Source organism: Nitrosomonas ureae, assembly GCF_900108305.1.
Lineage (GTDB): Bacteria > Pseudomonadota > Gammaproteobacteria > Burkholderiales > Nitrosomonadaceae > Nitrosomonas > Nitrosomonas ureae_B.
The window spans coordinates 109,085-130,974 of record NZ_FNUX01000004.1 but is presented as its reverse complement, the minus strand read 5'-3'; the positions used below and the strand labels follow the sequence as shown (position 1 = coordinate 130,974).

Below are 21,890 nucleotides of genomic sequence, written 5' to 3'. Positions count from 1 at the left end.
GCCGATCAGTCGCACACTCACACTGTTACTGAGAAAGATATACCCTGATGTATATGTTGTATAGTATTCGCAATCCATGATTTGACAGTTACCGCAGAGATTAATATGAACACTGAACTGAATATCCCGCTCACTTTTACTGAAAATGCAGCCTCCAAAGTCAAACAACTGATCAAGGAAGAAGGCAACGATCATCTTAATCTTAGAGTTTTTGTCAGCGGTGGCGGTTGCTCAGGATTTCAATATGGTTTCACTTTTGATGAATCAATCAATGAAGATGATACCGTAATGGAAAAGAATGGCGTTAAGCTACTGGTTGATCCTATGAGCTTTCAGTATTTGATTGGCGCCGAGATCGATTATCAAGAAAATATACAAGGCGCTCAGTTCATCATCAAAAACCCCGGAGCCACCAGCACTTGCGGCTGTGGATCATCATTTTCGGTATAACGCGAACGCGCATCCACATTCGATATTTCATGCGGGATAAATCGCTCCCAGAACTCTACTTCCTTTTGCACCGGTAACTGCTGTCAGATTGCCCGTCTTACGCAAAATCGCCTGCTGGGCCAACCACGCAAATGCAAAAGCCTCTACCCAATCGATCGTTATGCCGAGCCGATCAGTCAGCGCCACTTTTTTCCCGGACATTACCTCAGCAAGCTGATTTATCAATAAAGAATTATGCCCTCCGCCGCCACATATATAAACTTCTTCCGCACCCAAACAGTGAGTATCGATGGATTTGGCAATTGATATGACGGTTAATTGCAGCAACGTTGCCTGAACATCCTCCGGTGATTCTTCACTGAATTGCAGCTTTTTTTCCAGCCAACGGAGATTAAACAAATCCCGGCCCGTGCTTTTGGGAGGCGCTTGGGCAAAGAAAGGATCTGATAGTAAAGCATCTAATAAAGCAGGAATAATCCGACCCGTTACTGCCCATTGCCCGTTTTGGTCATAATTTCTTCCAGTATGTTGCAAACACCACGCATCCATTAATACATTACCTGGCCCGCAATCAAACCCCGTAGTTGCATGATGAGGATCAAGATTCGTAATATTGGCTATGCCGCCAATATTAACGATTACGCGATGACGGCTTGAGCTTTTGAAAACAGCTTCGTGAAACGCAGGTACCAGTGGAGCACCCTGACCACCCGCCGCGATATCACGACTTCTTAAGTCAGCAACTACTGTGATCCCGGTTAATTCAGCTAACAAAGCCGCATTGACAAGCTGAATCGTATAACGCTTCTCCGGTTCCGGGCAATGTCTGATTGTTTGTCCATGACACCCGATGGCAACAATTTGTGCTGCTAAAACACCCGTTCTTTCTAGCAAATCTGTAGTTGCTTTCGCATATAAACGAGACAATTGGTTACTGAGCATTGCCGCACGATGAAGCTCATCGTAACCGGACTGATGCAACAGCAGCAATGTTTCGCGCAGATCATCGTTATATGGGTAATAACAGGTCCCCAGTAATAATGGAGCAGTAGTCACCCGCAAATCCGCCAGTACGACATCCACACCATCCAAACTGGTGCCCGACATCATGCCTATGTAATAAACGGGTTTCAACTATTCGGGTACAGAGCGGAAAAAGTTAGAGGTCAATTTCCATTGAGGAATTGACGATTCGTTTACTGAAACAAACCGTCAATTAATAAACTTGACAAGATTACTCTATTGCAGCGAGATGAATACTGCGCATGATGCTTAAGCGACTCAGCAAAGCATGTGCCTCATCTTTAAATGTATTTAAATCGCGCTTCGCTATCGATGGCGCAGTTGGCAAAACAACCTTAGCTGGATCACGCTGCACGCCATCAACACGTAATTCATAATGTAAATGCGGCCCTGTCGCCATACCCGTCGAACCCACATAACCGATCACGTCCCCCTGGTTTACGCGCTTACCCTTACCTAATCCGGCTGCGAACCGGGAAAGGTGACCATAGGCGGTTTCGTATTTACTATTATGTTTAAGCACAATCAGATTGCCATAACCTCTTTGCGAACCGGAGAAAGCAACAATCCCACTTGCCGTAGCTTTTACAGGAGTACCGGTGGGAGCAGCATAATCAATACCACGATGTGCCCGCCACTGTTTAAGTATGGGATGAAAACGTCTGTTCGTAAAACCGGAGCTTACGCGCGTAAAAGAAAGCGGCGAAAGCCAGAATGCCTTGCGTAAGCTTTCACCTTCAGGAGTGTAATACCCCTCTGCCCCATTGTATGATTTGAAATAGATCGCTTGATGAGATTTTCCTTTGTTGACAAACTCAACGGCCAGCACTCGACCCGTTTTAGCACGTCTACCATCGCTCGAGAAAGTTTCATAAACTATGGTAAAACGATCTCCCTGACGCAAATCCCGGTAAAAATCGATTTCTGATGCAAATATTTCCGTCAGCTGCATGGCGATATTGTTCGGTATGCCCGCACTATCGGTCGCACCAAACAACGAACTGTTAATCACACCGGATCTCATGTGAATCTGCGCATCCAATTCAATCGACTGCTCCGTCATCTTGAAGGCATCGTCTGTTTTTTCCATCAAAAACAACTCTTCATTCCCGAAGAAATAACGCAATGACAACAATTCACCTTCAGCAGTCGTTTGTGCATAAACGGTTTTACCAGGTCTCAACTGCCGCATCGCACGGCTATCGCGAGCTGCCTGAAGGAAATAGGTAGAATCTTCGCTGCTGACATCCAGTCGATTCAAGATTGCCGCAATCGTATCACCACGCCGAATGCTTTCCTGACGCCAGAAGGATTGATTGGACTGCACCTCGGCAAGCGCATCCGGAATGGATAAATCAAGATCAAGAACGATTTCTTCTACAGGAATTTCTCCAAATGACGGAGAGTTAGGCGCGATACCAAACGCTGTGACAATGCCAAATAATGGAATACTGGAGAGAGCCACCAGCCAGCGAATTGATTTTTTTGTTAATTTAGATGATTTTTGAGCTAGAATCCTTTGTTTACTGCTAATAGGCGTATATAGCATCTATGAAGTACCTCCAGTCATGTAACAAGACAGGCGCGAGTTTAACATGGAAATAGTCAATATGTACCAAAAAACGACTAAAAATGACCTAAATAAGCATTCCAGAATTTCATATCAAATAAAAATTACAAGCTTACTCCATCGTGAATACATCAATAAAATCCCAACTTGAAATCATAAAACGCGGCAGTCAAGAGTTATTGGTCGAAGCCGAGCTTGAAACCAAGCTTGTTTCCGGGCATCCCTTGCGTGTTAAAGCCGGATTCGACCCAACAGCACCGGATCTGCATTTAGGCCATACGGTATTATTGAACAAGTTGCGCCAACTGCAAGATATGGGACACCACATTCTGTTTCTCATCGGGGATTTCACCGGCATGATCGGAGATCCCAGCGGGAAAAACAGTACCCGCCCGCCACTCACCCGGGAGCAAGTTGCAGAAAACGCGCAATCCTACACCACGCAGGTCTTTAAGATTTTAAATCCGGATCAGACCGAAGTGGTGTTTAATTCCACCTGGATGAGCAAAATGGACGCCGCGGATTTGATCAAGCTGGCTGCGACTCATACCGTTGCACGCATGCTGGAACGAGATGATTTCGACAAACGCTATCGCAACAATCAAGCGATTGCCATTCATGAATTTCTGTATCCTTTGATCCAGGGTTACGATTCTGTCGCGCTCAAGGCAGACCTGGAATTAGGCGGAACCGATCAAAAATTCAATTTATTGATGGGACGGGAACTACAAAAGCATTTCGGGCAATCACAACAATGCATTCTTACAATGCCGCTGCTTGAAGGATTGGACGGCATTAATAAAATGTCCAAATCCTTGAACAATTATGTCGGTATCACCGAAAGCCCGACCGAAATTTTCGGCAAGTTAATGTCAGTTTCGGATCAACTAATGTGGCGTTACCTGGAACTATTGTCCTTTGAATCCCTACAAACCATTCAAAAATGGCGCGAAGAAGTTGCGACAGGCCGCAATCCACGCGATATCAAAGTGATGCTGGCACAGGAAATAGTTACCCGTTTCCATAATCAGGTTAGCGCTGAGGCCGCGCTGGCTGACTTTGAAGCACGGTTTAAACACGGTGTGTTGCCTGAAGGTATTCCGGAAAAAATAATCCAAATTCCGGGCAACGAAATACCGCTGGTGCAAGTGTTAAAACAGACGGGATTGACCGCCAGCACCAGCGAGGCACTGCGCATGATCGAACAAGGCGCCGTCAAATTGAACAATGAGAAAGTAACCGACAAATCGATCCAAATAGCACGTAGCGCATCTGTTGTAATACAAGTCGGCAAACGAAAATTTGCCAAAGCTATTATTCAATAAAAAACATTACCGCAAACAATTGCAGGAGCCGGCAGAATCCGGTATACTTCGCTGCTCAAAGTTGAACAGGGTCATTTTTTGATCAACTTTGCATGGTTTCATCGTTCCTGACCTTCCCAATTTTTCAAGTTTTTTCCGAAAAAGTGCAACAACTATGGTTAGCGGCGATGCTTTTTAACGCGCTGACAAGGTTTCGCACAATTCACATTTGCGGCATGCAATTATGATGCCTGTGTGTCTCATTGTCTGTATTTTTTAGGAAAATAACGTGTCTTTTGAAGCATTAAATTTACATCCCTCAATACTTAAAGCAATTCAAGAAGCTGGATATACCACCCCAACACCGATTCAGCAGCAAGCCGTACCCGAATTAATCGCCGGCCACGATGTAATGGCTTCCGCGCAAACGGGTACCGGAAAAACCGCTGCATTCATGTTACCGGCATTACATACGCTGGCAACACCGGCGCAAATTCGCGGCCGCGGCCCACGCGTTCTGGTACTGACCCCGACCCGTGAATTGGCACTGCAAGTATCCGAAGCCGCAAAAAAATACGGCAAGTATTTGCCGCACATCAACGTGGTGAGCATCCTGGGAGGCATGCCCTATCCATTGCAGAACAAATTGTTGTCACAATCTGTTGATATTCTGGTAGCCACGCCAGGACGATTGATCGATCATATTCAACGCGGACGCATCGACTTCAAACGCTTGCAAATGCTTGTACTGGACGAAGCTGATCGTATGCTGGATATGGGTTTCATTGAGGATGTCGAAACCATAGCGGCCGCCACGCCGGCTACCCGGCAAACATTACTGTTCTCCGCCACACTGGACAACGCAATCGACAAAGTTGCCGCAAAATTATTAAAAACACCAAAACGTATCCAAGTTTCATCGCCTAAATCCAAACTCGATAATATCGAACAACGATTGCATTATGCCGACGATATGTCGCACAAAAACCGCCTGCTGAATCATGTACTGCGCGACGAAAAATTGAAGCAAGCCATCGTCTTCACCGCCACCAAGCGTGACGCCGATTCACTGGCAGACAACCTGTACGCTCAGGGCTACGCCGCCGCCGCACTTCATGGCGACATGAATCAGCGCGAGCGTAACCGTACCCTGACCCGTCTGCGCAATGGCGGCCTGCGCGTATTGGTCGCAACCGATGTCGCCGCCCGTGGCATTGATGTCGCTGATATCACCCATGTCATCAATTTTGACTTACCCAAATTCGCCGAAGATTATGTCCATCGTATTGGTCGCACCGGCCGCGCAGGTGCAACAGGCGTGGCAGTTTCATTCGCATCGGTGAAAGACAGCATGCACCTGACAAAAATCGAACGTTATACCGGTCAGCGCATTGCATCGCATATCATCCCCGGTCTTGAGCCCCGTATCAAACCACGTTTCCACAATAATGGCCCCAGAGGCACGCCTAACGTTACGCAAAAACGCAAACGCGCGCCTTTTTCCGGTTTTGACAGTCGTCCAGGCTTCGGCGCAACAGGTGAATCCGGCAGGAATCGCAATGGACAGGGCGCTCGCACCATCGGCCCCGACAATCGCGGAAATTCTTTTCGGAGTAATAACGGTAACAAGGCCAGCTACCAAGCTGCGCGCGCCAAGTAATTACCTGAAAAACCGCATTGCTTTGAATAAACCAGAGCAATGCGGCTCATTGATATTACATTCAAACTGCCAGAGAGACATATAACGCTTGAGTTCAGAGGACTGCCGAAGCAGTTCTCTGGAACGATTTGCCTCATTAGGCAATCTGGTTGCAATTAAAACCGCCCAAACCACCAGAGCGACAATTTTGCGCTTGAACTGCAACAGACATTGAACCTAAAACAAAAGATATAACCATAAATATTTGATATCTTTTTACAAGAACCTCCATTTATGTTTTAGTCACGCACTATCGGAAGCAGCTGCTGAATCACGAATCCTACAGGCAAAATGTGCACACCACAAATTCACAGAACAAAATCCATATCCTTTGCTGTCAGGCATCGGCACGATCTCCTTCGGCGAGGAAAAACCGATCAAGGGATAACGGGCATGTGTTGCAACGTTTCGCCGCACAGCTCACTCGGTACCGCACTCACACTTGATATTTTCCCGGCCTGAGCCGCCATCATTCTCTGGCACGCGGGTCGGGCACAAGCAGCATATCGCAAGACAGCCAGTCGAGCAGCCTGGCGGCGGTGCTGCCAAGCAACAAGCTCATGATCCCGCTACGGCCGTGGCTGCCCATGACTACAAGATCAATCTCGTGCTCGCGCACGTACTGGGTCAGCGTATCCTCAATGGCCCCGTATTTCACGACCGTTCTGAGCTTCGTTTCCTCGGGGAGGATTGTAGCCGCCAAGAAGGCGGCGCATTCGCTTTCCACGATACTCACGCACAGGCCGGAATGAACGGATGCATCGGTCAGTTTTGCCATCGGAGATGCGTGTGCATGGTACACAATCAGCTCGCGCCCAGGAAAGAACCGTGCGGCAGCAAGCAGGGCATATCGAGAGGATTCCGAAAAATCAGCGGCCACGACGATTCGCCGGTATGGTTCATGCACTCGGTTGCGCACCACCAACAGGGGTTCGGACAGTGAGCGTGCCAGGTTTTCAACAGTCGATCCGGGCAGGAACCGCCCCAGTGTCTCATCGCGGGACACGCCGGTGATAACCAAGCCTGATTGCGTGTCGGTAGCCGTTCTTCGAATAGCTGCCGTGGTGTCCCCGCTGCGGCTGAGGCATAGCTTTACCGGAACCTTGATAGCCTTGAGGTCGCGGGCAAGCTGGCGCTGCGCCATTTGCAGAAATTTCTCATCGTCGGCCCTGCTGGCCCAGGCCAGCGCCTGCTCAAGCGATGCGGAGGGATCGAGGACATGGAGCGCAATCAGTTCGCCCTTCCATCCTTCAGCCAACTGAACCGCTCGATCCAAAGCTCGGTCGCATCGTACCGTCAGGTCGGTGGCCAACAGGAGACGCTGAGGCGCAGTATCGGACAAAGCAATGGCAGTCATGAGATTTCCTTGAAAGTCATTTGTTCAAGCGCACAGCCAGAGGGCTGCGGCGGACCACGAACTTCTCGAACTCGGCCACGCTGAATACCAATAGACCGGCTGCCAAGACCTTCCCCCACTCCAGCAGCGTCAGGTCGGTCGAACTGAAAACGGCCTGCATGGCCGGCGCATGGGTATAGGCGATTTGAAGCAGAATGCAGGCGGCGATGGCCAGCAACACATAGCGGTTGCCAGTCAGACCGTCGAAACTGATAACTGACGCGAAAATGAAGCGACTGTTGATCAAGTAGAACATTTCGGCCACCACCACTGCGTTAACGGCCATCGTACGCGCCGTCTCAATACTCGCTCCGTTGTTCAATTCCCACAGGAACAGACCCAATGCGCCGATCATCATTAGAACCGAAACCATCAGCACCCGCCAGACGAAGAAGCCAGACAGCAGTGCCTCGCGAGGCGGACGCGGCGAGCGGTTCATGATGCCGCGCTCAGCTGGCTCGAAAGCCAAGGCCAAACCGAGCGTGCTGGAGGTGACCATGTTGATCCACAGCACCTGCGTCGGCGTAAACGGCAGGGCCAGCTCGAACAGGATAGCGACAACCACCCCCAACCCCTCGCCGCCATTGGTGGGTAACATGAAGAGGATAAATTTCTTCAGATTATCGTAGATCGCCCGGCCTTCACGCACCGCCGCCGCAATGGTAGCAAAGTTGTCATCAGTCAGCACCATGTCGGCGGCTTCCTTGGCTGCCTCGGTACCTTTCATCCCCATCGCCACGCCGACATCGGCACGCTTTAGCGCCGGGGCATCGTTCATTCCGTCGCCAGTCATGGCCACCACCTGACCATCTTCCTGGAGCGCCTTTACCAGACGCAGCTTGTGCTCCGGGCTAGCGCGCGCGAATACGTCGACCTCCATTGCCACGCGACGCAAGGCGGCGTCATCCATCACTGCCACTTCGGCACCGGTGACAGCGAGCTTGCCGACGCCGATGCCGAGTTGCGCACCGATGGCGCGCGCCGTTTCCGCGTGATCGCCGGTAATCATCTTGACCCGGATGCCGGCGCGGTGGCATTCGCGCACGGCAAGGATGGCCTCTTCCCGCGGCGGATCGATGATGCCCACCAGAGCCAGCAGCATGTAACCGGATTCTGTATCGGTGAAGCTCAAGCGGCCCTTCAGCGGAGATGCCCGCTTGCACGCAAGAGCCAGCAACCGCAACCCTTGGGCTGCCGTATCGGTCGCCATGCGCCGCCAGTAATCGACCTCCAGCACTCGTTCGCCGTCATGATCCAATTGCGTGCCGCACATCTCGAGGATGCGCTCCGGTGCACCTTTGACAAATATCCACGGCTCATTGTCGCTGTCGCGGTGGTAGGTGGCCATGAAGCGATGCTGCGACTCGAAAGGAATGGCATCCAGCCGTGGCCATGTCTTATGTCCCACGTGCTGAGTAAAGCCGCTCTTGCCTCCAAGCACGAGCAAGGCTCCTTCCGTGGGATCCCCTTCAATTCGCCACACGCCGTCTTCTTCACACAGGCGAGCATCATTGCACAAGACACCGGCGCGGATTGTCATGACCAGCGCGGGATAGCGGTTAGGATCGATGATATGGCCACCGATACTCAGATCTCCCACCGGAGCATAACCGACTCCGCCCACGTCAAATACGCGGCCGGTGCACACCACGCGCTGGACGGTCATTTCATTGCGCGTCAGCGTACCAGTCTTGTCTGAGCAGATCACTGTTACTGAGCCCAAGGCTTCTACGGCTGGCAGGCGACGGATGATGGCATTGCGACGGGCCATGCGCTGCACACCAAACGCCAGGGTAACGGTCATGATCGCCGGCAGCCCCTCCGGAATCGCCGAGGCGGCCAGCGCCACCACCATCATGAACATTTCCGATGGAGCATATCCGCGCCACCAAATGCCGAGCACGAAGGTGGCGGCCGACATGCCCAGGATAGCCAGAGCCAGCATCCTGCCGAAACGGTCCACTTGGCGCAGCAGGGGGGTGGTCAGCACGTGGATGCCGGACAGCATCTGATTGATCTTACCCAATTCGGTGGCCGTACCGGTCGCGACCACGACGCCACTGGCCTGCCCATAGACCACCAGCGTTCCCGAGTAGGCCATACCGTATCGATCCCCCAACGAGGCATCGACGGCCACGGCTTCTTCGGACTTCTCTACCGGCAGCGATTCGCCGGTCAGGGCGGCCTCTTCGATGCGCAACTCCCGAATATCGATCAGACGCAAATCGGCCGGCACTCGATCTCCTGAGGTGAGTACCACCCGGTCGCCAGGCACCAGCTCGGCAGCGTCGATCTCCTGCCGTTGTCCATCCCGGATCACCGTGGCATGCGGCGACAGCATGGCGCGAATGGCACCGAGTGCCGACTCGGCCTTGCCTTCTTGAATAAAGCCGATGATGGCGTTGATGACTACTGCCGCCATCAGCACACCGGTATCGATCCAATGCCCAAGTACGGCCGTGATAACAGCAGCTCCCATCATCACGTACAGCAGGATATTGTGGAACTGCATCAACAGACGCTGCAGCGGGCCGCGCCGCTTCAGCGGGGCCAACCGGTTCGTACCGTAAAATGCTAAGCGGCGCCGCGCTTCCACATCTGTTAGACCATCTACTCCAGTTTGCAGCGCGCGCTCGACCTGTTCCTTAGACCGCGCATGCCAGTGAGTAACCAGCGGAGTTTCCTGGCCGTCAGTGATCAAACGCTTGGTCATAAGTCGGCCATATTGTTGGTATGAGGAACTGGAGCTTGCGCATTGCAGAATAAGAAAAAATCATGAAAATTATACCTGTCGATCTCGAAGCAGTCCACGGCATTCCACTGTTTAATCTGATTAGCCACGCATTCAACCCTTACGCCAACCATTGCCGCCGTTTCGGTGCTGAACTCGAGCCGGTGTACGATTCGCCCACTATACTGGTTATAGGGGTAAACACCAATCGCCGTTGGCACCATGTCGATGGCGAGGTTTAAGCAGTAAGCAAATTGGCATAGTACTGCTGCATAAATTGTACTGATGACAAATAAACCAGTCTTTTTTGTTTTCTCTGTCAATTATAGAAAATCTCTATAAATTCGGTAATCTCCTGAAAATTTGTTGCGATGTGCATCGTATGCGATGACGCGTCTGCCGTTATATAGCCGCAAGCACATCGTTCCTTAATTTTTCCTATTATGCGTAATCTGTAATCAACAGATCATGGAATTAAAATTGCATCAAATACTCAAACAGATCGTTGATCAAAAAGTATAGGAGTTTAGAGAATGAGCCCAATCATAAAAATATGGATTTCAGTCATCATACTCGCCGCAGCTTTCTATTCCGGCCTAGCCGCCGCTCACGGTAAAGTATCCTTGGAATCCGATATTTGCATGCGCAATATTTCCGGCAGCATGGTGCATCTCAGTACATATCAACCTCACCGCGACCCGGAAGCGGAATACTGCACTGAAATTCCAAATGAAGGCGAAACCTTGTGGGTACTGGATCTTGTCGATCAGGCGCTGCGTGATATGCCGATTGCTATCAAAATTGTGAGAGGTACCGGCCAAGCGTTAAGCGATACAATAACAACTTTATATTCTACCAATCATTCTGACGGGATCATCAAGGGCGCATTTAACCTGGATGAGGGGCAATACACCCTATTTGTAACAGGAGAAGGCGTCCCCCCCTTGCAGTATGAATATCCACTACGAATACAAATGACCAATTATCAGGAGGCTTTCTTTACTGCTATACCCTATATCATCGCATTCCTGTTGATCGCATTATTTACAGATAAACTGCTGAAGCGACGTCAAATTAAGCAACGGCAATAGTAACAGCTGTTATCAACGCTTATATTGCATATCGTTACCAAAGATATTCATTCACTGAAAACGTGACTGAATATCTTTCCATAACTTAATTCCAGAATCAGCTTTTGTTTCAATGCGGCAGTGGCATTTTGCTCGTTCCTTAGTCTTAGTGGCCCCACGTCGATGACTAAATGAAAAAGTATCAGCGTGGAGGTGGAGGCGGCGGATTACCGCGTGGCGGTGGAACAAAATTTCCCGGTACCGGCACAGCTACCCTGCTGACACTATTTGTGCCCGATGAACCATGAATAACTCTGCCATTGACAGGAACGCTGTGTCCCTTGGCATACATGCACTGCACATAGCTGTTGTCATATCTCTGTTGAGCAGCATAACCTGTGGCTGTTGCATTACTTGTTCCAAGGACACTACCAAATAAAAGACCGATTCCGGCCCCGATCGCCGCGCCATGTCCACCTCCCAAAATAGCGCCTCCTGCGGCACCAAGCCCACTCCCCAGAGCGGCATTCTGGATACCGCTCATCCGGGATGCGGTTCGCGGTGTGTAACCCTCAACTTGCTCGTACGCATACTGCTTGCATACATATTCATCAGACCGGAACTGATCAAAGTTCTTACCGGATCCTGGCAATGCCATTACACTCGGACCAGTTGGTAAATGGACACAAGCAACCAGAAACCCGGCGATCATAATGACAATCAAATTTCTCAGTATTAACATATAACCTCCCTACATTATTCCATTCTCGATTGAGGAGCTACCTCTATCCAGCTTCATGAATAGCAATCTTCCAGTTTCTGACAATCATGCAGGTAAAACAATGATCAAATAATTTCAATAAAAACTTTTCATACGGCTACCTTGCAGGTTCGTTTTGCACGATTGTATTGAATACGAGCTGAATGGATGCTGAATGCTCAATACTTAATGAGATTTACTAATTGAACCAGACCCAGCTGTATCAAATGCACGTCTGAGGACCGCGCAATCACTTCATCGATCAGTTAGCAGGTGCAAAAAAGCAAAAACAGAAAAGCTATTTCCTGTCAGCATTGATTAGCTTCACATGTTTCACATATTAGTATTCTGATATGCAATCAATGCCCTAGAAGAATGCCTTATTATTAGGCACACTTGCTCTTTCGCCAGACTCTGATTGCAAGTATAATTTGCTGACTATTCCCCATATACCGCCAATTTTCCAGTCTATTGGTGGCTTCTCGAGGATTGGAAAAAATGAAATCGCCTATTCGTATCGCTGTCACCGGTGCAACCGGACAGATTTGTTATAGCCTGCTATATCGCATTGCAGCGGGTGACATGTTGGGTAAAGATCAGCCCGTTATTCTGCAATTACATGACATTACTGAGGCTCAATCTTTCTTTGACGGCATCGTCATGGAGCTATACGACTGCGCTTTTCCGCTACTGGCTGGAATCATCACCACTGACAATCCTGAAGTTGCATTCGAAAATGCAGATATTGCTTTGCTGGTGGGTGCGCGGCCACGTGGAGAAAATATGGAACGCAAGGATCTTCTTGCAGCCAACGGCCCCATATTCATTTCACAAGGAAAAGCACTTAATGCAGTTGCCAAGCGTAATGTCAAGGTATTAGTTGTTGGCAATCCGGCCAACACGAATGCTTACATTGCTTTAAAAAATGCCCCCGATCTTGCTCCAGAAAATTTTTCTGCAATGCTAAGATTGGATCACAATCGCGCATTGTCGCAAGTTGCGCTTAAACTTCAGGTACCCGTGTCAGATGTTAAACGAATTATCGTTTGGGGAAATCACTCAAATACGCAATTTCCTGATCTAAGTCATGCAACAGTAGGAAACGATAAAGCTTCCTCGCTAATCAATGATTCTGCGTGGGTAGAAAATCACTTTATTCCAGTAGTGCAAAAACGCGGTGCGGCAATTATCGAGGCACGTCGTGGCAAATCCAGCGCAGCGAGTGCAGCTAACGCTATTATCAATCATATGCAGAATTGGATTTTCGGTACGCGGGAAGGTGACTGGGTCTCGATGGGCGTACCTTCGAATGGATGCTATGGTATTCCGAGCGGAGTCATCTACAGCTTCCCTGTCACCTGTCAGAACGGTCAGTACAGAATCGTTGAGAACCTGGAAACAAATCAGTCTGATCAAGTAAAAATGCAACAAAGTTATCAAGAATTGATTGCGGAACAAGAGGCCATCAAGCACCTTCTGACTTAGAAACCGGACATGCTGCTGGATCCTTATTAATGATTTCTAGCGAGGCACCACGCTGGCTGCTTGACGAATCGCAGTTAATAAAGCTATATCCAAATGTCCGTCAGCAATACGTTGTGTTTTTTGCTGAAAGCGACTGATTGCTTTGCGGGTTGTTGAGCCCAATACGCCATCGACTTCACCTGCATCAATGCCTAAAGCCAATAAATCCAGCTGAAGCTGGCGTACTTGTTCGCGGGATATTTTATCAGTATCAGCCGGAGGTATGCGATGTAATGCAGCTGCACCCGCAATGCGATCCGCCAAATGACCCACCGACAATGCGTAAAACTCTGAACGATTCCAGCGCATGATGACGTGAAAATTTTTTGAAACTAAAAACGCCGGCCCCTGATGACCGGAAGGTACAAGCAGGGCAAACTTCTGCTCTGTCGATGCTACAGGCGATCCAGAAGTTGTAGTAACCCCCAGCTTCGCCCACGCTGCCAGACTTAACATTTGATCACGGCCAGCCAATCCATAATCAAATGATGGCGGCAATCGAACTTCCTGTCCCCAATCCAATCCTGGCGTCCAGCCCAGTTCCCGCAAGAAATTCGCGGCCGATCCCATGGCATCCGGAATACTGCCCCATAAATCCCGGCGTCCGTCACCATCGACGTCTTTGGCATAACTCAAGAAAGTCGAGGGCATAAATTGCATATGTCCCATGGCGCCCGCCCAGGAACCGATCATCCGCTCATGGGCGATATCTCCCGCATCCAGGATCCGCATAGCATTGAGCAACTCTTGCGTAAAAAAGGTGCTTCGACGCGGATCACAAGCTAATGTCGCCAAAGAATCCGTTACCAGCCAATCACCAAAATATCCGCCATAATTAGTTTCCAATCCCCAGAATGAAACCAAATATTGCGCCGGAATACCTGTTTCTAATTGAGTTCTCTCCAATAATGTACGGTATTGTGCTAATAACGCTCGACCGCGTTTAATACGCTCATCATTGATGCGTGTATTAAAGTAACCCGAAAATGTTTGTGTAAATTCAGGCTGCCGCCTGTCCAGTTCAATGACACGCGGAATATGTTTGACCTTATCTAATACTTGATTCACCGTTCTGTCTGAAATACCCCCGGATCTCGCCAAAATCTTCATTCTGGAAATACATTCGCCAAAACTGGCAGTATCAGCATAAGCAAATGGCAATGAAATCAACTCTGCTAACACAACAACAATACTTAAACAGAATTTCTTACGCGTCATACTTTACGCCAAAAAAATTGATTAAGACAGCGGGGGCGACAATCGCAAGCATGGTTTATTTCTTATGTGGGCAATTGAGTTTAATACAGTCGGCATAAAGTGAGAGTGAATGTTCTTGCAGAGTAAATCCACGTTCTTTTGCAATATTTAATTGGCGTTTCTCTATTTCCGAGTCGTAAAATTCTTCTACACGTCCACATTGCAGGCAGACCAAGTGATCATGATGGCCGCTTCCCTTTAATTCAAATACCGCTTTACCACTTTCAAAGTGATGCCGTTCAAGCAGGCCAGCCTGTTCAAACTGCGTGAGTACACGATATACAGTCGCCAATCCAATATCTTCACCTTCATTGAGCAACTCTTTATAAACATCTTCAGCAGACAGATGCCGTATGCTACTTTGCTCAAAAAGATTCAATATCTTGAGTCTGGGTAACGTAGTTTTTAGACCGATATTTTTAAGATCTATACTTTTCAGACCATCAGAGCTATTCATGGTTATTTCTATCCGGAAAATTATTTACTGTATCATATAGTGCTGTGCTCACTTTGAAAACATACTATTCATAAAATGGCTGTAAAATTTTCCGCACTGCTTATTTTTCTACTATTCACCGGATGCTCATTCCTCCCCCATATTCTATACCGAATTGATGTTCAACAAGGCAATGTTGTTTCAGATGAAATGCTGGAAAAATTAACACTCGGCATGACCAAATCCCAAGTACTCTTTGTGATGGGTTCTCCGTTAATCGTTGATGCCTTTCGTGAAAATCGATGGGATTATGTTTATTTAATGCGGGAGAAAGGAGACCTAACTGAGCATAAACGGCTAACGCTCTTTTTTGAAAATGACACTTTAATTAATATCGAAAACTATATGCAATTTTCGCAAGAAGCCACAAAAACCAAACCAATCGAGCGTGACTCTGATAAAAATGAAACCCAATCAGATGACGAGGTAAAACAATAGCTCAACAAGATTGGTAATTGATTCTTAAACCCAAAACCATTGCAGGAATAAAATGACCATCCAAAAAATTGCAATTGCCGGCTGCTCCGGGCGTATGGGTCGCACACTGCTGGAGGCCGTGACACAGGCCCCGGATATGCGATTAACAGCCGCATTGGAGAGAACAGGCAGTCCTTACTTGAATAAGGATGCAGGGGAATTAATAGGAACACCTTGCGGCATCCCGATTGTCAGTGACTTTGCAAGTGCTTTGAGGGATTGTGATCACCTGATTGACTTCACCCGACCCGAAGGTACTCTGGCACACCTCTCTATCTGCCGGAAAATAGGGATAAAAATGGTGATAGGCACAACCGGTTTTTCAGTCGAAGAAAAGAGCCAACTTGAGGCAGCAGCAAAAGATATCGCCATTGTATTCGCACCCAATATGAGTGTCGGCGTGAATGTCACTTTCAAATTATTGGAAATTGCCGCCAAGGCACTGAATGAAGGCTATGATATTGAAATAATCGAAGCTCATCACCGGCATAAAGTCGATGCGCCATCCGGTACTGCTTTACGCATGGGAGAGGTGATCGCACAAACTTTACAAATGGATTTAAGTAAAGTAGCGGTTTACGGACGCAAAGGCGTGACTGGTGAAAGAAAACCGGAGACTATCGGTTTTGCAACCATTCGTGCCGGAGACATTGTAGGTGATCATACCGCGATGTTTGCCGGCATCGGTGAACGCGTGGAAATTTCACATAAAGCCAGCAACCGCATGACTTTCGCCATGGGCGCATTGCGCGCGGCGCGTTTTCTGGTTGACAAACCAAACGGATTATTCGATATGCAGGATGTACTGAGCTTGCGTTAACATCTCATGGCAACCTATGCAATTGGTGACTTACAAGGCTGCTTTACCGAGTTCCAGCGGCTGATCGACTTGATCCGGTTTGATCCCGTACAGGACCGATTGTGGTTGGTGGGAGACATCGTCAATCGCGGCCCTGATTCATTGTCACTATTGCGTTATATTAAACAAGCCGGTGATGCCATACTGATGGTATTGGGAAATCATGACTTACACCTGTTAACAGTTGCCGCAGGAAAAGCAAAGAACCTCTCCCATGACACCCTCCAACCGATTCTTGATGCGCCTGATCGGGAAGAATTGCTGCATTGGTTGCGACACCAAAAATTATTTCATTCCGAAGATTCATATGCCATGGTTCATGCAGGCCTGTTGCCGTCCTGGTCAATTTCACAAGCGAAACAATTAGCCCGCGAAGTCGAGAATGCCTTACAACAGGATAATTACCTGGATCTGTTCTCACGAATATATGGCGACGAACCCGATTACTGGCAAGATGAATGGGTTGATTACATGCGCCTGCGAGTTATTATTAACGCCATGACGAGAATGCGGGTATGCACATTAGAAGGCAAAATGAATTTCACCTATAAAGGAAATTTACATTCCATCCCTTCCGGCTATTTTCCGTGGTTTAATGTACCCCACCGGATCAGTCAAAATAGCACTATTATTTGTGGTCACTGGTCAGCACTAGGTTTACACATAACGGATAATTTGATTGCATTGGATACGGGTTGCGTTTGGGGCGGACGATTAACCGCTATTCGCCTGGAAGACCAGAAAGTTTTTCAACTTTCATGTGCACAATAGGCAACGATAAGGTATCGGCAATCGCTTGTTCTGACAATCGCGCCAATTCACGACGATTCTTGGTGCCACAAGAAATCGGTGAGTTAAAGGTCAATTCTGCATCAATTCTTGTTTGGCTCAGTATTTTTTGCAATGACACAACCAGTGACGACTCTGCATAAACCGCCTCTTGGCAAATTCCGCCGGCGCTATTGCGATATCTGATGGCAACAGGATAAAGCAATGCATCGGTTGTTACAGCCGATTGCAGTAGCGAAGCATGAAAATGTTCCAATCGTGTACCATCGGTTGTCGTTCCCTCCGGGAATACCGTAACCCGCTCTCCTCTTTCCAGCACTTCACTGATTCGTTGATTGATGCGCAAGGTATCAGCACGCTTTGCACGCTCAATAAACAACGTACCGACATTTCTGCTCAATCGCCCTAAAATCGGCCACCGGCTAATTTCTGCCTTAGCCACAAAGCGAGTAGGGCAGACTGCCATCAACACACAAACATCCAACCAGGATATATGATTGGCGGCCAATAACACACATGGAATTTCCGCAGTAGGCAATCTTCCGTGACATTGCAGTCTGATTTCAAGCACAGACAATAATCCACCGGCCCATCGCTGCATCAATTTGCGTTGAATGGACAGAGGAAAATAGGGATACACCACCGATTGCAATAAGCCCGAGGCGACATGAAACAGCAAACGCGTCAGGCGGAGAAAACGCAACAATAGCGGGGTATTTTTTTGCATGAAGAGCGATAAGCGACAGAACTATCTTTGATGATGGAAGCAGCCACAGCCAACCAATATTCTTTTAATATTCTTTTGCAGCAAAATCAGATGCTGCAATACACGCAAAGGCAATATACGCGCGTATTACAGCATCCAGACGATGATATCTATGAACAAACCGGACATCAATAAGAAGCAGCCGGTCCCTCAAGCCAGAGACAATCCGAAACCAGACACATTCCACCAAAACCTTTTAACGCCGGTCTCAGTTCGTTAACAACCTTTTGCGCTTGTTCCTCTTTACAGGCAAGAACCACCATGACATTCTCCTCCTCCGTCAGAACATCATCGGGATCACGCACACCCCGCGATCCAAGCCCGCCGACATTCTTAATGACAGTGTAACCACGCACCCCGCATTCGTCCAACAGATCCATCAATTGCTCGAGCTGCTCAATTCCGATAACAATCTCGAATCGTTTCATTACGATTGTATTATTCATAATTTATCTTTTCCGAAAGGTCAATAATCATTCAAAAATTTAATAATCCCTAAACTGCAATACCATGAAACCAATGCGCCATCTCCCAGTATATTGGCACACCAATGAATATATTAAAAGGAAAAGTTATTCCCAGCGAAGCGCCTATTGAAATCGCCGGATCCGCGTCCGGAACCGCGATGCGCATAGCCGCAGGCGCAGCGATATAGGAGCAACTGGCATACAATACTGCCAATAACATGCTGCCACCTTCCGACAAGCCAAAAATCCAACCTAGGTAAGCACCGAATAATCCGGCTGTTAGCGGAAACAATATACCAAATGCAATTAAAAATACGCCCTTTGACATAACGGCTTTCAATCTGGATGATGCCAACAACCCCATTTCCAATAAGAAGAAAGCTAACACACCCATGAATAAGTCCATGAACATCTTATCCAATGGGGCTACCATATCCATGACTCCGGCATAATAACCAATAATCACACCGGCCACCAATAGATAAAGACTGGTACCCGTTAGAATCTCGTGCATCAGTTTGCCCCATTGGGTTTTTTCACCACTCGCACCGGCACGCGCCAGAATCGTACCGGTCACCAGTGCCGGTATTTCCATCAATGCCATAATCAGCACCATATACCCCTCGGAATACTCATCCTTCGCCGCCAGAAAAGCCACGCCCACAGCAAACGTTACCGCGCTCACAGAACCGTAGTGCGCAGAAATCGCACCCGCATCCGCTTGAGTAAATCTGCCAATGAACCTTAATATCGGGTAAGCCGTCAATGGAATCAGTGCCGCCAAGACAACCATTGAGCCCGCAATGGGGAGTACTTCCATGATTTCGTACTTGGCCATTGACACCCCGCCTTTAAAACCAATGGCGATCAGCAGAAACAAGCTTAAACTTTTATATAACGCTTCGGGTATTTTCAGATCAGACTTGATCACACCTGCCAAGACCCCGAATACAAAAAACAAAACTACTGGTTGTATAGTTGCCATGCAATACTCCCTAATTTATTGATTAGATATAATTCTTGTTTATAAAAATTCTTTTTACTACCACATTCTTTAAAGTAACGTAAATTCGGCATAAAAAAACCCACAAGCCATAAGGTTTTGGGAAATTCAATTTTTAACCGAGATTCTACGAAACGTAACCACCTAGTTGGTGTAGGCGACGATAAGGAACACTCTTCTTGATTCTTGAAACCCGTGACTGAATTGCTCTTCACACGAAACGTTAACATAAGAAATGTGAAGAATTCGTGAAGGCAACAGACGACTATCTATTCAATTATTAAGGAAAAATAATATGAAACGTGGTACCTTTTCCGGGCGTACTATCCACCTCAATACTCCAGTTATAGTAATTGCAGATTCGTTTGACAATCGCAAGCCCAATGCCCAGTCCTTCCCCCTGCTCGGAGCCGCGAAAAAAACGCTCATATAGTAAGGGTAAATACGCAGGTTCTATTCCAATACCGGAATCTGAAACTGATAAGCGGCGATTATTAAACTCAACACGGATAAAACCGCTTTCAGTGTATTGCACGGCATTCCGCAGCAGATTCATTAGTGCAGTATGCAATGCCTGACGATTGACTATAATTGTAATCGATGGTGCAATATTCACTTCAAATTTCAGTTTTTTCCGATAAATTTCGGAACATATCGGCTCAACTGCATCAAAAACACACTCGGCCACGGCTACAGGCTCTGTAACCCCCGACCCCTGCTCTCGCGCTAGAAACAATAAAGCTTGCAATTGCTCGCCCATGCGCGTGGCAGCCGCTTCGATCATTCTTATTCGATAATGCGATCTGGTCGGCAAATCAGGCGTTGCGACCAACAATTCACAACTGGTTAGAATGGTTGTAATTGGCGTTCTTAATTCATGACTGACATTAGCGGTGAATTCCTGCTCACGTTGCAGCATGCGTTTAATACGGCTCTGATAATCATCCAATGCATGAGCAAGCTGAGCGACTTCTTCATCCATATCAGGTTGCGCCAGCAACCCGGCTTGGGCATTATCTGTCGCAAGCTGACTGACCCGCTCGGCCAAATCCGTAACCTGCTTAACCAGCACTCCGGCCAACAGATAACCCACTACAAACGCAATGGCCACAACAATAAACCATGAAATCAGGATGATTAATCTAAGCTTGCTTAATCGCTGCTGATGCAACGCAATTCGATAAGCTACAAGAAACTTTACTCCATCGATCACGCGCACACGAATATGGTAATTTTCAAGACCATAATAAACACGATGATAGCCCGAACTAAACCCCCGCAAATAGGCAGGAATCTGCAATTCGTCATCCATACCGTGGATCACATAGCTTTTAAGATTTGAACCGACCTGGGAAATAAAATCCGAGTGTATCTGGTAGCGCTGAACGAGATGATCCATTTCCATCTCAACGACTTGCTCAATATGCGCTTCCTCAATATCATCAGAAACAAAATAGAGAATAATGCACAGCGTTCCAACAATAAAGATACTAAATGTTGACAGCGCTACTGCAACGCGATAGCGCAGGCTATGTTCATTTGGAAATCTGAGCACGAGATGTCAAGCAATAACCAAGACCATGGACCGTTTCGATTGGATCGTAACCGCCCGCCTTGGTTAAAGCACGCCGTAAAATATGCATGTGACTGCGCAATGTATCGCTGGTTTCCTGAACATCCTCCCAAGCCTCCAATTCAAGCTCCTCGCGGCTGAACACCTTGCCTGGCTCACTCATCATCAACGCCAGTAAGCGTATACACTTGGGCGGAAGCTTCACGTTCTTGTTTTCAAAGCGAATCGACAATGTCTTAGGATCAAAAGTAAGCTTGTCGAATTCCAGTGTACGATTCGCAACCTTGCCGAGATGCCTTTTATGTAGCGCCAATAAGCGGGCTTCCACCTCTTTTAACGCAAAAGGTTTAATCAAATAATCATCCGCTCCCTGCTCAAAACCTGCCAGCTTATCTTCCAGCGTATCGCGTGCGGTCAGCATCAAAATAGGTGTATCAATCTGCGATTCCTGGCGCAATTTCCGGCACAGCGTCATGCCATTCATGCTCGGCAAACCCAAATCAAGCAAAATCGCATCAAATCGCTGCGTCACCGCCAGATGCAATCCCGCGACGCCATTTGCAGCAGCATCCGCAGTATGCCCTCTGGATTCCAGAAAATCATAAAGATTGGCTGCGATCGCCAAATCATCCTCAATAATCAATATATGCATAATTTCTTCCTGCAACGGCTCAGA

At 47.9% G+C, this 21,890-nt stretch carries 21 protein-coding genes; 9 read left to right on the top strand and 12 right to left on the bottom strand.

All coding sequences use genetic code 11. The features are described from left to right. Positions 1–105: 105 nt before the first annotated feature. On the top strand, positions 106–450 hold the full coding sequence (gene erpA, locus C4S39_RS04100; protein ID WP_374953011.1) for an iron-sulfur cluster insertion protein ErpA: 345 nt from the start codon (positions 106–108) through the stop codon (positions 448–450). 27 nt (positions 451–477) lie between these two features. On the opposite strand, the gene C4S39_RS04095 is transcribed toward erpA, so the two are convergent. Further along, on the bottom strand, positions 478–1,560 hold the full coding sequence (locus C4S39_RS04095; RefSeq protein WP_103965777.1) for an anhydro-N-acetylmuramic acid kinase: 1,083 nt from the start codon (positions 1,558–1,560) through the stop codon (positions 478–480). A 124-nt stretch (positions 1,561–1,684) separates the two neighbouring features. Continuing rightward, entirely contained in the window at positions 1,685–3,022 is a 1,338-nt protein-coding gene (locus C4S39_RS04090) for a peptidoglycan DD-metalloendopeptidase family protein (protein ID WP_103965776.1), read from the bottom strand. Positions 3,023–3,165: 143 nt separating this feature from the next. On the opposite strand from C4S39_RS04090, the gene tyrS reads away from it, so the two are divergent. Continuing rightward, entirely contained in the window at positions 3,166–4,368 is a 1,203-nt protein-coding gene (gene tyrS, locus C4S39_RS04085) for a tyrosine--tRNA ligase (RefSeq protein ID WP_103965775.1), read from the top strand. A 268-nt stretch (positions 4,369–4,636) separates the two neighbouring features. Then, positions 4,637–6,007, top strand: coding sequence for a DEAD/DEAH box helicase (locus C4S39_RS04080; protein ID WP_103965774.1), 1,371 nt, complete (start codon positions 4,637–4,639; stop codon positions 6,005–6,007). 508 nt (positions 6,008–6,515) lie between these two features. Here the strand turns inward: C4S39_RS04080 and C4S39_RS04070 are convergent. After that, on the bottom strand, positions 6,516–7,403 hold the full coding sequence (locus tag C4S39_RS04070) for a universal stress protein (RefSeq protein WP_103965772.1): 888 nt from the start codon (positions 7,401–7,403) through the stop codon (positions 6,516–6,518). A gap of 16 nt (positions 7,404–7,419) precedes the next feature. Further along, the gene (locus tag C4S39_RS04065) at positions 7,420–10,155 is read right to left on the bottom strand and encodes a cation-transporting P-type ATPase (protein ID WP_103965771.1); all 2,736 of its coding nucleotides are present in this window, start codon (positions 10,153–10,155) and stop codon (positions 7,420–7,422) included. 62 nt (positions 10,156–10,217) lie between these two features. Here C4S39_RS04065 and C4S39_RS04060 point away from each other — a divergent pair, with 62 nt between their 5' ends. Next, positions 10,218–10,415 carry a hypothetical protein gene (locus C4S39_RS04060; RefSeq protein WP_181023748.1) on the top strand — a complete coding sequence of 66 codons (198 nt, stop codon included), beginning with the start codon at positions 10,218–10,220 and terminating at the stop codon, positions 10,413–10,415. Between the two features lie 291 nt (positions 10,416–10,706). Beyond that, positions 10,707–11,264 carry a hypothetical protein gene (locus tag C4S39_RS04055; protein WP_103965770.1) on the top strand — a complete coding sequence of 186 codons (558 nt, stop codon included), beginning with the start codon at positions 10,707–10,709 and terminating at the stop codon, positions 11,262–11,264. A gap of 181 nt (positions 11,265–11,445) precedes the next feature. Here C4S39_RS04055 and C4S39_RS04050 read toward each other — a convergent pair whose 3' ends face one another. Further along, positions 11,446–11,985, bottom strand: coding sequence for a glycine zipper family protein (locus C4S39_RS04050; RefSeq protein ID WP_103965769.1), 540 nt, complete (start codon positions 11,983–11,985; stop codon positions 11,446–11,448). A gap of 516 nt (positions 11,986–12,501) precedes the next feature. Between C4S39_RS04050 and C4S39_RS04045 the strand changes: the two genes are divergently transcribed. Beyond that, positions 12,502–13,488 (top strand): malate dehydrogenase, encoded by a 987-nt coding sequence (locus C4S39_RS04045; RefSeq protein ID WP_103965768.1) that lies wholly within the window; start codon positions 12,502–12,504, stop codon positions 13,486–13,488. A gap of 36 nt (positions 13,489–13,524) precedes the next feature. On the opposite strand, the gene C4S39_RS04040 is transcribed toward C4S39_RS04045, so the two are convergent. Then, positions 13,525–14,745: a lytic murein transglycosylase gene (locus C4S39_RS04040; RefSeq protein ID WP_103965767.1), complete on the bottom strand. Its 1,221-nt coding sequence runs from the start codon at positions 14,743–14,745 to the stop codon at positions 13,525–13,527. A gap of 55 nt (positions 14,746–14,800) precedes the next feature. After that, positions 14,801–15,241 (bottom strand): ferric iron uptake transcriptional regulator, encoded by a 441-nt coding sequence (fur, locus tag C4S39_RS04035; protein WP_103965766.1) that lies wholly within the window; start codon positions 15,239–15,241, stop codon positions 14,801–14,803. Between the two features lie 75 nt (positions 15,242–15,316). Between fur and C4S39_RS04030 the strand changes: the two genes are divergently transcribed. From C4S39_RS04030 to C4S39_RS04020, 3 genes are read left to right on the top strand one after another with little or no spacing between them, the layout of a single operon-like run. Continuing rightward, positions 15,317–15,718, top strand: a complete 402-nt coding sequence (locus C4S39_RS04030) for an outer membrane protein assembly factor BamE (RefSeq protein WP_103965765.1) — start codon at positions 15,317–15,319, stop codon at positions 15,716–15,718. A gap of 52 nt (positions 15,719–15,770) precedes the next feature. After that, a complete protein-coding gene (gene dapB / locus C4S39_RS04025; RefSeq protein WP_103965764.1) occupies positions 15,771–16,577 on the top strand; it encodes a 4-hydroxy-tetrahydrodipicolinate reductase in 807 nt (268 codons plus the stop codon). 6 nt (positions 16,578–16,583) lie between these two features. Further along, the gene (locus C4S39_RS04020) at positions 16,584–17,387 is read left to right on the top strand and encodes a symmetrical bis(5'-nucleosyl)-tetraphosphatase (RefSeq protein WP_103965763.1); all 804 of its coding nucleotides are present in this window, start codon (positions 16,584–16,586) and stop codon (positions 17,385–17,387) included. On the opposite strand, the gene C4S39_RS04015 is transcribed toward C4S39_RS04020, so the two are convergent. From C4S39_RS04015 to C4S39_RS03995, 5 genes are all read right to left on the bottom strand, one after another. Continuing rightward, positions 17,338–18,132, bottom strand: a complete 795-nt coding sequence (locus tag C4S39_RS04015) for a lysophospholipid acyltransferase family protein (protein ID WP_103965762.1) — start codon at positions 18,130–18,132, stop codon at positions 17,338–17,340. The genes C4S39_RS04020 and C4S39_RS04015 overlap by 50 nt on opposite strands. A gap of 167 nt (positions 18,133–18,299) precedes the next feature. Then, positions 18,300–18,617, bottom strand: coding sequence for a DUF190 domain-containing protein (locus tag C4S39_RS04010; RefSeq protein WP_103965761.1), 318 nt, complete (start codon positions 18,615–18,617; stop codon positions 18,300–18,302). 49 nt (positions 18,618–18,666) lie between these two features. Beyond that, positions 18,667–19,623 (bottom strand): sodium-dependent bicarbonate transport family permease, encoded by a 957-nt coding sequence (locus C4S39_RS04005; protein ID WP_103965760.1) that lies wholly within the window; start codon positions 19,621–19,623, stop codon positions 18,667–18,669. A gap of 298 nt (positions 19,624–19,921) precedes the next feature. Further along, positions 19,922–21,196 carry a sensor histidine kinase gene (locus C4S39_RS04000; protein WP_103965759.1) on the bottom strand — a complete coding sequence of 425 codons (1,275 nt, stop codon included), beginning with the start codon at positions 21,194–21,196 and terminating at the stop codon, positions 19,922–19,924. After that, positions 21,177–21,866: a response regulator transcription factor gene (locus tag C4S39_RS03995; RefSeq protein ID WP_103965758.1), complete on the bottom strand. Its 690-nt coding sequence runs from the start codon at positions 21,864–21,866 to the stop codon at positions 21,177–21,179. The genes C4S39_RS04000 and C4S39_RS03995 overlap by 20 nt, the downstream gene beginning before the upstream one ends. Positions 21,867–21,890 lie beyond the last annotated feature (24 nt).

What these genes read in the sequence shown, in the direction of transcription:
- C4S39_RS03995 (WP_103965758.1), bottom strand. Translation starts at nt 21,866, where the DNA reads ATGCATATATTGATTATTGAGGATGATTTGGCGATCGCAGCCAATCTT.
- C4S39_RS04045 (WP_103965768.1), top strand. Translation starts at nt 12,502, where the DNA reads ATGAAATCGCCTATTCGTATCGCTGTCACCGGTGCAACCGGACAGATT.
- C4S39_RS04060 (WP_181023748.1), top strand. Translation starts at nt 10,218, where the DNA reads ATGAAAATTATACCTGTCGATCTCGAAGCAGTCCACGGCATTCCACTG.
- C4S39_RS04095 (WP_103965777.1), bottom strand. Translation starts at nt 1,560, where the DNA reads ATGATGTCGGGCACCAGTTTGGATGGTGTGGATGTCGTACTGGCGGAT.
- C4S39_RS04005 (WP_103965760.1), bottom strand. Translation starts at nt 19,623, where the DNA reads ATGGCAACTATACAACCAGTAGTTTTGTTTTTTGTATTCGGGGTCTTG.
- C4S39_RS04070 (WP_103965772.1), bottom strand. Translation starts at nt 7,403, where the DNA reads ATGACTGCCATTGCTTTGTCCGATACTGCGCCTCAGCGTCTCCTGTTG.
- C4S39_RS04040 (WP_103965767.1), bottom strand. Translation starts at nt 14,745, where the DNA reads ATGACGCGTAAGAAATTCTGTTTAAGTATTGTTGTTGTGTTAGCAGAG.
- C4S39_RS04050 (WP_103965769.1), bottom strand. Translation starts at nt 11,985, where the DNA reads ATGTTAATACTGAGAAATTTGATTGTCATTATGATCGCCGGGTTTCTG.
- C4S39_RS04090 (WP_103965776.1), bottom strand. Translation starts at nt 3,022, where the DNA reads ATGCTATATACGCCTATTAGCAGTAAACAAAGGATTCTAGCTCAAAAA.
- dapB (WP_103965764.1), top strand. Translation starts at nt 15,771, where the DNA reads ATGACCATCCAAAAAATTGCAATTGCCGGCTGCTCCGGGCGTATGGGT.
- C4S39_RS04010 (WP_103965761.1), bottom strand. Translation starts at nt 18,617, where the DNA reads ATGAATAATACAATCGTAATGAAACGATTCGAGATTGTTATCGGAATT.
- C4S39_RS04015 (WP_103965762.1), bottom strand. Translation starts at nt 18,132, where the DNA reads ATGCAAAAAAATACCCCGCTATTGTTGCGTTTTCTCCGCCTGACGCGT.
- C4S39_RS04065 (WP_103965771.1), bottom strand. Translation starts at nt 10,155, where the DNA reads ATGACCAAGCGTTTGATCACTGACGGCCAGGAAACTCCGCTGGTTACT.
- erpA (WP_374953011.1), top strand. Translation starts at nt 106, where the DNA reads ATGAACACTGAACTGAATATCCCGCTCACTTTTACTGAAAATGCAGCC.
- C4S39_RS04020 (WP_103965763.1), top strand. Translation starts at nt 16,584, where the DNA reads ATGGCAACCTATGCAATTGGTGACTTACAAGGCTGCTTTACCGAGTTC.
- fur (WP_103965766.1), bottom strand. Translation starts at nt 15,241, where the DNA reads ATGAATAGCTCTGATGGTCTGAAAAGTATAGATCTTAAAAATATCGGT.
- C4S39_RS04055 (WP_103965770.1), top strand. Translation starts at nt 10,707, where the DNA reads ATGAGCCCAATCATAAAAATATGGATTTCAGTCATCATACTCGCCGCA.
- C4S39_RS04030 (WP_103965765.1), top strand. Translation starts at nt 15,317, where the DNA reads ATGGCTGTAAAATTTTCCGCACTGCTTATTTTTCTACTATTCACCGGA.